Genomic DNA, 11,826 nt, shown 5'->3' on the forward strand with positions numbered 1-11,826 from the left:
CCTCAGAAACCGTACAAAAGTGACAGGGAGGTTTCGGTGTCGGTGTCTTCCGAGTCCGGCGGCGCGTCGGAAACATGGGTCACCCGGTAAGCGAGCTTCAGGGAAAGATCACCGATCACGCTGGCCTGAACCGAGGTTTCAGACTCGGTAATCACGTTGTTCTCATCCAGGCCAATCTCCGAGGCGAGCTTCTGACGGAACAGGGCATTGTCGGAAAGGGCGAAGTCGAACTGTCCCGCCAACCGGGCGATGGCTTCGTCCTCGTCCCGGTTACCGTCATCATCGGGCTCTTCCAGTTTGTTGAACCGGTAACCAACACCCGCCGACAGGTCCAGGAAAGAGTCGTCACCCAACTCCCAGACCCGGTGACCGTAACCGGTGGTCGCCGAGGAACGGAAGTCATAGCCGGAGAACCGGTCATTCTCCCAGAAGCCCCGGAGAAACCAGAACTGGTTCTCGGAGAACTTGTAGTCCGTCTCTGCCTCGGCACGGTAACGCTCCGCAGTGGTTTCATCCTCCGCTTCGGTGTAGGCAGAACGGAACTCCCCGATATTGCGCCAGCTTTCGGTTTCGTGCACCAGGCCCAGCCGGCCCTTCAGGTTGGTCTCTTCCGAGTTACCGGTAGTCACCAGCAGGCCAAGCTCCGCCTCGCCTTCCCAGTTACTGTCCTGGGCAGTGGCCGCCAGGGGCATGGCGAGGGCGACAAGGGCCGCGGTGCGGGTAATGCGAGTCATGGGTTCTCCGTTGTCAGGTTCCGGTTCAGGCAGAGGCCTTTTTGCGGCACTGTTCTCCCCGCGCACTGCGGGCAGCCTGGCGGGCGCGTTCGGCTTTCTTGCGGGCCTTTCGCTCAGCAATAATCCGCGCAGCCTCCCCGCCAACGTGGGCCTCCCCCCGTTCCCGGGCCAGGCGCACCTGGCGCTCTCGCTCGGCAAACCGGGCCCGTTGCTCTTCCGTCACGGTATCAATGCACTGGGGACAGCTGACACCACGCTCGTATTCCGGGCGCTGTTTATCGTCTTCCGTAATGGGGCGACGGCAGGCATGGCACTGGTCGTACTGGCCGCGTTCCAGCTGGTGATTGACGGTCACCCGGTCATCGAACACAAAGCACTCACCGCGCCACAGGCTGTTCTCTTCGGGCACGGACTCCAGGTAATTCAGGATACCGCCCTTGAGGTGGTAAACCTCCTCGAAGCCCTGTTCCTTAAGGAAGGCGGTGGACTTCTCGCAGCGAATACCGCCGGTGCAGAACATGGCGACCTTGCGGTGCTTACCCGGGTCCAGGTTTTCCTTCACGTACTGCGGGAATTCCCGGAACGAATCGGTGGCGGGATTCACAGCCCGCTCGAAGGTGCCAATTTCCACCTCGTACTGGTTGCGGGTGTCAATCAGCAACACATCCGGGTCAGAGATGAGGTCATTCCATTCCCGGGGCTCCACATAGGTGCCTACGGTGCGCTTGGGGTCTATTCCCTCAACGCCCATGGTGACGATCTCTTTCTTGAGCTTGACCTTGGTGCGCTTGAAAGGCTGGATATCGACGAAAGACTCCTTGTAGTCAATACCGCCGAAACGCTCGTCCTGGCCAAGCCATTCCTTGATGGCATCGATGCCCTCACGGCTACCGGCAATGGTGCCGTTGATACCCTCACGGGCGAGCAGCAAGGTGCCATGGACATCCTTTGCCAGCATCAGGTCCAGCAACGGCTGGCGTAAATCACGGTAATCGTTCAGCTCTGCGAACTTGTAAAGTGCGCAGACAACAACAGTCTGGGACATGGTGACTCCTGCGGGCCGGATCGTAAATCCGGAGCATGGTGGTTCAGCACGATGCCGACAAAGGCCGGCATCGTTATTGGCGGGCGAATTTTAACCAAACCGGGAAATGAAAACCAATCCGGTCGGGGTGGCGGGCATTACTGTTCGTTCAGTTCCCGCTCAACGACGGCGGACAACTGCTCCCAGCCCGGGCGGTTCAGGGGAATATTGTTCACCAGTACCGTTGGTGTACTGGCGACCTGTAGCTGCCTGGCCACCTGGCGGCTTTCCTCGACAGCTTCCCGGTGCAACTCTGACTCCATGCAACGGTTGAAGCGGCGGGTATCCAGGCCAAGGTCGTCCGCGTAGTCAGAGAACTGCCCGGAGGCGTCTGACAGGGACTCCCAGTTCGACTGTTCTTCAAACAGTCGGTCATGCATGGCCCAGTAGCCGTCCTGGTCACCGGCACAGCGCGCCGCCATGGCTGCGGCCATGGCGTGGGTATGCTGCGGCAGGGGCAGGTCGAAAAAGACAAAGCGCACCTCGCCAGAGTCTACATATTCTTCCTTGAGGCGCTGACCGGCGTTCGCAAAGCGGGCGCAGGCGGGACACTGATAGTCCGCGAACTCCCGCACCACCACTTCAGCATCGTCGGATCCGACAGATACGCCATAGCGGTCGAGTTGGGACGGAAAGGCCGGGGTGTCTTCAGCCACATCGGGCAATTCCCCCGGCCCGGTCAGTGATGGCTGGGTAAGGTAATAAAGTACCGCCACGACAGCCACGGCAATAATCACCAGCCCGGTAAACACCAGGCCCATGCGGGAGCGTTTGCGAGGTGAGGGGCTCCCCGTTTGCTGACGACGCTTGGCTTCACCCATGGATGGTCCCCGTAAATGTATGGACGGTAGTTTCAGGGTCGTTATTGTGGGGCGTTTGTCACGGCAGGACAACTACCCCGGAAATTCCCGCACACCCCGATACATCAATCGTCTTCTTCCAGTTCGATCTCTTCGGCAATATAGCCGCCACTGCCATCACCGGAATAGTCGATCTCGACACGGTCATTTTCACTCAGGTCAGCAAATTCCACATCATCAAACTCGGTGTCCGCATCAATTCGGAGCACGACCCCGAGAATGGTCAGACTTTCCGAACCGGGGTCCTTGTTGAGGGCGTCAATGCGCCCCTCCAGCTCATAACCGGAGTCATCCACCTCACCTTCACACTCAATTTCCAGAGCTTCCAGGTACCCCTCATCGGAACGCTGGATGCCTGCCACTTCAAGCTCAACCCGGCCCACCAGGTCCGGGCCGATAACCTCAGGGCAGCCCTCATCATCGTCGTCATCGTCCTCACGGATTGTGAACGGCGTCTGGCGAATTTCCACACCGCCAACCGTCAGGACATCGCCATCAACGCCATCGAGCAGTCCTTCAACTCCCGCATCAGCGTCACGGTACTCAATTTCTTCGGCCTGCAGGGTCAGTACACCGTTGTCGTTAACGTAACGCCCCTCTACCTGTAACAGAACGCCGGGCAGGATGTCGGATGGTGCCAGGTCATCGACTTCGGTATTGGCATCAGTAGTGACCCGAATACCATTCAGCGAGAAACGGCCATTGGCGAATTCGCCTGCGAACAGTTCGGTTACCACGCCCGCGACCTGCACATCCTCATCAAGGGATTCATCCAGGAATGCCGTCGGGCCATTACAGATATTGCTGACGATAAACGCTGCGCCGCCGGAGTATTCGCCTTCGGCGTCCACCGGCGTACCGTCAGCGAGCGCCAGTTCGTCACATACAGCCCCTGAGGGAATCTGCAACTCCAGGCCATCGACAAAGTAGCGCTCGTTGCCTTCTTCACCGGTGACGGAAAGGTAGCCCTCGATTTCCTGGGCGTGATCGCCGGGAGACACCGGCCCCACATAGCTTGCCCGGAAACTGCCGTCAGCCTGCAGCCAGCCACTGACTCTCAGCTCCTGGCCGACGACGATCGTGGCCAGGTCCGCCAGCGTACTCTGTGTCAGACGGTCAAGGATGACTTCAAAGCCCATGACCTCGATACGCCCTTCACGTATGACATCGTCCCAGGGCTGAGTCACAGAGGTCACCGGCCCACGGAGAGTATCGTCATACCGAACCAGTTCGGCCTGGCCCTCGCCATCGTCCTGCCATTCGCCACGAATCTGCAGGATCATTCCTTTTTCAAGGTCTGCTTCCACCGGAACACCGGGTTCACCGTCAAAGTCATCAATGCCCAGGTTCTCGGTGATAAACCGGATGCCATTGACAAACACACTGCCAAAACCGGACACCGGCCCGACGCTGGACCCGGTACCGCGGATACCGCCATCAGCAATGTCCCCCCCCAACAGAAGAACCCCCGCCAGCCCCACCGCAGGCCACCAGCGATAACGTTGCTGATAGCAATGAGATGGCAGCAATGCGACTACCTGGACGAACTTTCATGGACTTATCCTTCTTGTTTCTCTTGTCTCTGGCTATTTATTTCTCAGGGTCAACATCGGTGTAACGACGAAACAGCATGCCCTGGGCGGCCCGTTCAGAACGGGCGCGTTCAATGGAGCCGGCGCTGGCGGGGCAATAGGCGCTACGCCGAAGCATCACCCGGCCGGTGTGAACCTTCTCCACCAGACCCAGCTTGGTGAGTTCGGACAGGACATCGTCAACATCCAGCTGAACGTCTACACCATGCACCAACTCTTCGAACTTCGGACCATCATCGCCGCTGATGAGCAGCATGGAGGGCTCACCGCCCGCATCAAGGAAGCGATCGTCGCGAAGCCAGGTTGCAATAACGTTACAGGCGCTCCGTGAAACCAGCGCCTGTACCAGGCCGGTAATCTGCCAGCGGGTTGATACCTCACGCCCCAGTGCCGAAACCATGTTCATTCCGTTATCCCCTCGTCCGGACCGCCCTGAATCGGATCTTCAAAGTAGAAGACACTGATGCCTGTACGGACGGCTCTAGCGGCGTTTTTTTCCCCGTTTCGGCTGACATCCTGGTCCCTTGGTCCCAACCAGCCGTCCAGTTGCTCCAGCAACTGCTGGGACTGACGACCCGCCAGTGTCCGCCACTCCTGAATGACCTCCGCCGGGATATTGTCGTAGGTCAGTGTTCGCTGAAACAGGGGCTGCCGACCCTGGCGGGCGCTCACCAGGTTGTAATCAATGGTGGCAACAAGGTCAGATACGTCCTCGCCAAAGATATGGAGCATCTCACTATCATCACCGGCTGGCACATAGGCCCGCTTGCGGAGTTCAACCATTCCGCCCTCCTCCGCCTTCCAGGCCACAACACCGACCCGCAGAAGTTCGTCCAGTACGGCCCTGGGAGTCATGTCACCACTGTAAAGGCGAACCAGCTCGGCGAAGCCGGCGCTACCATCCAGGGTGAGCACTGCAGGGTGGCCAACCGCATCCTGGAAACGGGGGTCATGCACCCAGCCCGCAACCACCCGGGATGCCCGGTTTCCCTGGCGATTCTGACGGGGCTCGAGGGGCTGGCCAGAGAGAATCTCACGCTGACGCTTGACCTCCTTGCGCGTAAGACCGGTAAGCACAGCCGCCCGCGAATCAGTCATCTTCCGGCCTCGCTCCGGAAAATCCTTCAGTGCGGTCTCGATATAGGCTCTCCGCGCGAGCTCGGCAAAGTCACCGAAAGGCACCCCATTGCGGAGCAGCAGACGGACCAGGGGCCGGAGGATTCGATAGAGGGCGCTGTGAAGTGGCCCGGGAGTATGATCTGACATGGCTTGGGATTGTATTCCCAGATAAGGGGGTAGTACCAGCGAGGGGCCGTGAAAGGCCCCTCAATTATCCAATGCCATCAATCATCACTGTCATCGTCGTCGTCTTCGAGCTCGATGGCAGTGATTACGTAACTGCCCGGCGAGCCGTTAAACTCAATCTCGACCCGGCTTCCGGCAGAAATGCCGCTGAAACTGACGTCGCCCCGATTCAGGGTCAGGCCCATGATACTGAGCGTATCACTGGTGGTCTCATCCACCCGGCCCTCCACTTCGAAGTCATCGTCATCGTCGTCTTCACGCTCGATCTTGAAGGCTTCCAGGTAGCTGCCGGAACTGTCAGAGCGCTGGCGCCCCTCGATTTCCACATACTGGCCCTGCGCCAGCGACTCCAGGTCCTGTGTGCGGCTGCGGGCATCGTCATCATCATCGTCCTCAATGAGGGTGTTGATGGAAATGGCCACCGTCACACCGGATACCTGCATACGGTTCTCCGCAAGGTTGACCGAGTCGATCACGCCTTCCAGCTCCGCGTCGCCGTCCTGGGGCTCAATCTCCTCCGCGTAAAGCAGGCCGCCGCGATACTCACCCTCGACCTTCACGAACAGGCCATCGGACAACTGGTCCTCGCGCAGCCCGTCATCAAACTCGGTATCGCTGTCCACCTGGACAGTCACGCCGTTGAGAATAAACCGGCGGGCGCTGGTGTCGTAATCACCGGCAATGGCACCGGAGATCTCCACATCATCGTCGTCATCGAACCAATCGTCTTCGCCTTCAATCTCCCGGGCCATAAGTACGCCGTTATCAAGGTAGCCCTCAACTTCCACCACCAGGCCATCACGAAGGTCTTCGGCGCTATCGAGGTCGTCATCGAACTCGGCCAGGCCATAGTTCACCACCAGACCGTTGATGGTAAACGTCTGGGCGTCCCGGTCCAGGTCCGCAATCAGCCCCTCGATTTCTGTCTCACGATCGTCATCGTCTATAAACCGCTCCGCCACCGGCCGAATGCCGACAAAGCTTGCCAGGAAGCTGCCATCCCCCTGACGCCAGGCACTCACCCGCACCCGGTAGCTGCCAGGCGCACCGGCCACGGTCGCCAGATCATCGCCAGCCTTGATCACGGTGCGCCCATCCAGCAGGACGGTCTGACCAGCCACCGTCAGCGAGCCGGTGTTCTCGACCTCATCCCAGCTGAACGCGGTCAGGGCACCACGAAGGGTGTCGTCGTATTCCACACTGCGGGCCCGGCCTTCATTACGGTCGTCATCCCAGTCGGCCTTCACCTGCAGGATCATGCCCTTTTCCAGCTCGGCTTCACGGCTGAGCCCGTCATCACTGGTGATGCTGCCGCCAAGGTCATCGGTATTGAAGTAGGTGCCGTTGACGTAGACGCTGCCAAAGCCGGAAACCGGCCCCACGCTGGTGCCGCTGGCAGTGGCACTGGTTTCGCTGGTGGTATCGCCGGAGTCGGAACTGGAGCTACCACCTCCTCCACAGGCCACCAGGGAGCCGGCGACGGTTCCGATCAGCAGGGCTTTTACTGCGACTGTCAGTTTGTTGCGTTTCATTGCTCTCTCCATTGCGTGCTTGACCGTTCTCATCGGTCTGGACTGTCCGGTGCGGTGACGCTTGCTCCGTTTTTGGGACTTTTTTCCCAATTAATATTTTGGGATTTTAATCCCAATTAATGAAAAGTCCAGTAGGCAACGGTGAAGTTTTTGTGAACCTCACGGGCCAGGCCACGTAAAAACCTGAACACACGGCAAAAATGGAACGGAAAAATGTTGGGATTTCTGAAGGGCGATCCAAAGAAAAAACTGCAGAAAACCTATAACGACAAGCTCGAAAAGGCACTGCACGCACAACGAAACGGGGATTTGCGGACGCACTCGAACCTGATGGAAGAGGCCGAAGCCCTCTATGCCCAGATCCAGGCGCTGGAAAAGAAGCAGGGGTGATTCAACAGTCAGGGAGGCGCTGCCAGGAGGCAAGGGGCAACCGCCCGGTCGCCCCTGCCATTTAGCGGAGGTGATGTCAGTCGGCGATAAAATGCGCCAGCAGGCGGTTCAGCCGATCCACTTCCCTGCGCATGTCGCGGACTTCGTCCAGCAGGTCAAGGGACATGGCCAGGCCCGGCAGGTTGATTTTCAGGTCCCGCTGCAGGCGCTGGGCTTTGCGTAACCGTGCCAGTGCCTGCAGGTCAAAGGCCCAGTCGCCCGTGTCCGGTGTGTCGTTCACGGGTGAAATGACCCCGTAGCTCACCAGCTTGATCACAAATTCCGCGTGGCATTCCCCGCGCTCACAGATCTCCCGCAGAGTGAAGGTGCCTGCCGGGTCATCCAGCTCTACGGTGATGATGGTATCCCTGGTTGTCATCCTGTCCCCCTCTCACACATGCAGTTTGCTGCGCGGATTGAAATGCTGTTCGGCTTCCGCCAGTTGCTGGTAGAGTTTCTCGGCTTCTTCGCTGTGCTGCTCCGGCATCACCACCTGCAGCACCACGATCTGGTCACCCGGATGCTTCCCGGGCAGACCCTTGCCCTTAAGCCGCAGTTTGCGACCGCTGTTGGAGCCTTTGGGAACCTTCAGGTTGACCTTACCCCCCACGACCGGCACGGTAACGCTGGCGCCCAGCGCGGCCTCCCAGGGTGCGATCGGCACGGTCAGCAACAGGTCCCGCCCCTCCACGGTGAACATCGGGTGGGGTGCCAGCTCCACTTCAATAAACAGGTCGCCATTGTCACCACCACCGATACCGGGAGCGCCCTGGCCTTTCAGGCGAATATGCTGGCCATCCCGCATGCCGGCGGGAATCTTCACCTTCAGGGTTTTTGGCCTGGCGACGATGCGTCCGTGGTCGTCCACCTCATGGACGGTAAACTGAACCTGCTTCTCACAACCATGGTAGGCCTCCTCCAGGAACAGCGCCAGGCGGGCATGCACGTCTTCCCCCCGGCTGCGGGTATCCTGGCGGAAACCGCCAAACCCTGCTCCGCTGAAGCCGCCGGCGCGCCGTCCTCCACCGAAGATTTCCTCGAAGAAGTCACTGAACTGGCTGGCATCGGCCTCGGTATAACCGCCACCGCCAAATCCGGACGCGCTCTGCCAGCCAGGTGGTGGCTCGAAGGAACCATCACCCCGGGCGCCATACTTGCGCAACTGGTCGTATTCGGCCCGCTTCTCCGGGTCCTTGAGAACCTCGTAGGCCTCACCCACGTCCTTGAACTTTGCATCAGCGTCTTCTTCCTTGCTGACATCCGGGTGATACTTCCGCGCCAACTTGCGGTAGGCCTTCTTGATCTCTTCGGGAGAGGCCGACTCGCTCACACCGAGTACGGCGTAGTAGTCCTTGAAGTCCATTGATTTTCCTCACGCCTTATCGTAAAAAAATCTCTAACTAACTATATTTGACGCGAATCCCGAAATTACAAGTCAGCCCGGCATGCTGTCATCGCCGGGAGCCTGCCCGCCAGCGAAACCGTCCTGGAAACCACCACCGGCGATATAACCCACATACTCCTGTACGCGTCCGACGCCCTGAAAGACAACCGCATTCCGCCAGCGGGATTTGTAAACGAAGGAGCCCCCGCGTACGCACAGCCTGCCGGGGTTGAGGGGGATGGCAACTTCAATACGGGCGGGTCGGGGTCTGATACGGTGGGTTACCGACTGGCTTTGCCGGCAGGTGCCGAGTTGCCGTTATCCGTCGAGGCAACGCTCTACTACCAGAGCATCCGCCCGACGTTCGTTAACGCCATCCATGGAGATCATGAGGCTATCAGTCAGTTCCGCACGGCGGCAGCAATGAATCCACCGCCGGCGGAAGTACTCAGCACCCTGACATTCCAGGTGGACTGAGCGACTGGTGCGCAGGACTTACTTGACCTTCGGGTCCAGCTCGCCAGCCTCGTAACGCTCGAACATCCTTTCCAGGTTGATCGGCTTGATCTTGCTCGCATTACCGGCGGTGCCAAAGGCTTCATAACGGGCCACGCAGACCTCGGTCATCGCCTTCATGGTTTCCTTGAGGAACTTGCGCGGGTCAAACTCGGCCTTGTTCTCGGCCAGGAAGCGACGGACCGCGCCGGTGCTGGCCAGGCGCAGGTCAGTGTCGATATTCACCTTGCGAACGCCGTGCTTGATGCCCTCGACGATTTCCTCGACAGGAACCCCATAGGTTTCCGGGATCTCACCACCGTACTGGTTGATGATCTCCAGCCATTCCTGGGGCACGGAACTGGAGCCATGCATGACCAGGTGGGTGTCCGGGATGCGGGCGTGGATTTCCTTGATCCGCTCAATGGCCAGGATGTCGCCGGTGGGCGGGCGGGTAAACTTGTAGGCGCCGTGGCTGGTGCCGATGGCGATAGCCAGGGCATCCACGTGGGTCTTCTTGACGAAGTCAGCGGCTTCTTCCGGATCGGTCAGCAGCTTGTCGTGGTCCAGCTTGCCTTCGGCGCCGATACCGTCTTCCTCGCCGGCCATGCCGGTTTCCAGGGAGCCGAGGCAGCCCAGCTCACCTTCAACGGACACGCCACAGGCGTGGGCCATGTCCACGGTACGCCGGGTGACATCCACGTTGTATTCATAGTCGGTGGGGGTCTTGCCGTCTTCACCCAGGGAGCCGTCCATCATCACCGAGCTGAAGCCGAGCTGGATGGAGCGCTGGCACACCGCCGGGCTGGTGCCATGGTCCTGGTGCATAACCACCGGAATGAGGGGAAACTCTTCCACTGCCGCCAGGATCAGGTGGCGCAGGAAGGGGGCACCGGCGTATTTGCGGGCACCGGCAGAGGCCTGGACAATCACCGGGGAGTCGGTCTTGTCCGCCGCTTCCATGATGGCTCGCATCTGTTCCAGGTTGTTCACGTTAAAAGCGGGCACACCGTAACCATGCTCGGCGGCATGATCCAGAAGTTGCCGCATCGAAATCAGGGCCATGTGTTTTCTCCTTGATAGGTCTGTGTCTTTTAGGTCATCCGCAATGGTCAGCGAGACTGGGGGTGGGGGAACTTTCCGGGACCGTCTGCAGCCAGGGATGGCTGCAGTCGAGCCCTACAGGGACGTATTCACGGGCGTGTCCCGGAAAGTTTCACCGCCCCCAGGCTCCCGCACCTATGTATCAGGCGCCGCGCTCTTCCAGTACCGCTACTGCAGGCAACGTCTTGCCTTCCACGAACTCCAGGAAGGCACCGCCGCCGGTGGAGATATACGAAATCTTGTCAGCTACGCCATACTTGTCAACCGCCGCCACGGTATCACCACCGCCGGCCAGCGAGAACGCGTCGCTCTCAGCAATAGCATGGGCCAGGGCCTTGGTGCCATTACCAAACTGATCGAATTCGAATACGCCGACCGGGCCATTCCACAGAATGGTCTTTGCATTCTTGAGCAACTGGGCGAATTCGCCGGCGGTTTCAGGGCCGACGTCGAGGATCATATCGTCCTCGGCCACGTCGGAAATGTTCTTCACCGTCGCGGTGGCATTTTCGGAAAACTCCGGAGCCACCACAACATCGACCGGCAGCGGAATTTCCACCCGGGAGGCAATGTCCTTGGCGGTGTCGATCAGGTCATGCTCACACAGTGACTTGCCGACAGGGTGCCCGGCGGCCGCCAGGAAGGTGTTGGCGATACCGCCGCCCACGATGATCTGGTCGCACACCTTTTCCAGGGCGTTCAGCACATCCAGCTTGGTGGACACCTTGGAGCCGCCAACGATGGCGACCACCGGCTTGGCCGGGTTGTCCAGGGCCTTGCCCAAAGCGTCCAGCTCCGCAGCCAGCAGCGGGCCCGCGCAGGCTTCCGGGGCGAACCTGGCGACACCGTGGGTTGAGGCCTGGGCCCGGTGGGCGGTGCCGAAGGCGTCCATTACGTAAACATCACACAGGGCGGCATATTGCTTCGCCAGCGCCTCGTTGTCTTTTTTCTCACCTTTATTGAAGCGGACGTTTTCGAACAGCACCACTTCGCCGTCGGCTACCTCGACACCGTCCAGGTAGTCCTTGACCAGGCGAACTTCCTGACCCAGCATTCCGGTCAGGTGCTCGGCCACCGGCTTCATGGAGGAGGCCTCGTCGTAAACGCCTTCTTCCGGACGGCCCAGGTGGGACATCAGCATGACTTTCGCTCCGGCATCCCGCGCCGCCTTGATGGTGGGCAATGAGGCACGGATACGAGCGTCGCTGCTGACCTTGCCGTCCTTTACCGGCACGTTCAGATCTTCACGAATCAGAACCCGCTTGCCCGCGAGGTTCAGGTCAGTCATTTTCTTGATGGCCATAATC

General features: G+C 59.7%; 13 protein-coding genes. 2 read left to right on the forward strand and 11 right to left on the reverse strand.

Going from position 1 to position 11,826, the window contains the following annotated elements; genetic code table 11:
• Positions 1–2 precede the first annotated feature (2 nt).
• The 7 genes from BM036_RS07120 to BM036_RS07150 all read right to left on the reverse strand — a co-directional run bounded on the left by BM036_RS07120 (position 3) and on the right by BM036_RS07150 (position 7,107).
• On the reverse strand, positions 3–734 hold the full coding sequence (locus tag BM036_RS07120; protein ID WP_091849937.1) for a DUF481 domain-containing protein: 732 nt from the start codon (positions 732–734) through the stop codon (positions 3–5).
• A 25-nt stretch (positions 735–759) separates the two neighbouring features.
• Positions 760–1,779, reverse strand: a complete 1,020-nt coding sequence (gene trhO / locus BM036_RS07125; RefSeq protein ID WP_091849939.1) for an oxygen-dependent tRNA uridine(34) hydroxylase TrhO — start codon at positions 1,777–1,779, stop codon at positions 760–762.
• A 137-nt stretch (positions 1,780–1,916) separates the two neighbouring features.
• Positions 1,917–2,639: a DsbA family protein gene (locus tag BM036_RS07130; RefSeq protein ID WP_091849941.1), complete on the reverse strand. Its 723-nt coding sequence runs from the start codon at positions 2,637–2,639 to the stop codon at positions 1,917–1,919.
• A gap of 104 nt (positions 2,640–2,743) precedes the next feature.
• Positions 2,744–4,207, reverse strand: coding sequence for a DUF5666 domain-containing protein (locus BM036_RS07135; RefSeq protein ID WP_143066578.1), 1,464 nt, complete (start codon positions 4,205–4,207; stop codon positions 2,744–2,746).
• A 61-nt stretch (positions 4,208–4,268) separates the two neighbouring features.
• A complete protein-coding gene (locus tag BM036_RS07140; protein ID WP_143066579.1) occupies positions 4,269–4,676 on the reverse strand; it encodes a DUF6502 family protein in 408 nt (135 codons plus the stop codon).
• Positions 4,673–5,536 (reverse strand): DUF6502 family protein, encoded by an 864-nt coding sequence (locus tag BM036_RS07145; RefSeq protein WP_091849947.1) that lies wholly within the window; start codon positions 5,534–5,536, stop codon positions 4,673–4,675. The genes BM036_RS07140 and BM036_RS07145 overlap by 4 nt, the downstream gene beginning before the upstream one ends.
• Positions 5,537–5,613: 77 nt before the next feature.
• Positions 5,614–7,107, reverse strand: coding sequence for a DUF5666 domain-containing protein (locus tag BM036_RS07150; protein ID WP_091849949.1), 1,494 nt, complete (start codon positions 7,105–7,107; stop codon positions 5,614–5,616).
• A gap of 213 nt (positions 7,108–7,320) precedes the next feature.
• On the opposite strand from BM036_RS07150, the gene BM036_RS19840 reads away from it, so the two are divergent.
• Entirely contained in the window at positions 7,321–7,497 is a 177-nt protein-coding gene (locus tag BM036_RS19840) for a DUF6435 family protein (RefSeq protein WP_143066580.1), read from the forward strand.
• A 76-nt stretch (positions 7,498–7,573) separates the two neighbouring features.
• On the opposite strand, the gene BM036_RS07155 is transcribed toward BM036_RS19840, so the two are convergent.
• Together BM036_RS07155 and BM036_RS07160 are read right to left on the reverse strand one after the other, a co-directional pair.
• Positions 7,574–7,915: a chaperone modulator CbpM gene (locus tag BM036_RS07155; RefSeq protein WP_091849951.1), complete on the reverse strand. Its 342-nt coding sequence runs from the start codon at positions 7,913–7,915 to the stop codon at positions 7,574–7,576.
• A 12-nt stretch (positions 7,916–7,927) separates the two neighbouring features.
• On the reverse strand, positions 7,928–8,899 hold the full coding sequence (locus tag BM036_RS07160; protein ID WP_091849953.1) for a DnaJ C-terminal domain-containing protein: 972 nt from the start codon (positions 8,897–8,899) through the stop codon (positions 7,928–7,930).
• Between the two features lie 297 nt (positions 8,900–9,196).
• On the opposite strand from BM036_RS07160, the gene BM036_RS19845 reads away from it, so the two are divergent.
• Complete coding sequence (locus BM036_RS19845; protein WP_143066581.1) at positions 9,197–9,397, forward strand: hypothetical protein; 201 nt, start codon at positions 9,197–9,199, stop codon at positions 9,395–9,397.
• A gap of 18 nt (positions 9,398–9,415) precedes the next feature.
• Here BM036_RS19845 and fba read toward each other — a convergent pair whose 3' ends face one another.
• Complete coding sequence (fba, locus tag BM036_RS07165) at positions 9,416–10,480, reverse strand: class II fructose-bisphosphate aldolase (protein WP_091849955.1); 1,065 nt, start codon at positions 10,478–10,480, stop codon at positions 9,416–9,418.
• A gap of 181 nt (positions 10,481–10,661) precedes the next feature.
• Complete coding sequence (locus tag BM036_RS07170; RefSeq protein WP_091849957.1) at positions 10,662–11,822, reverse strand: phosphoglycerate kinase; 1,161 nt, start codon at positions 11,820–11,822, stop codon at positions 10,662–10,664.
• Between the last annotated feature and the right edge of the window lie 4 nt (positions 11,823–11,826).

Source organism: Marinobacter segnicrescens (assembly GCF_900111555.1).
Lineage (GTDB): Bacteria > Pseudomonadota > Gammaproteobacteria > Pseudomonadales > Oleiphilaceae > Marinobacter > Marinobacter segnicrescens.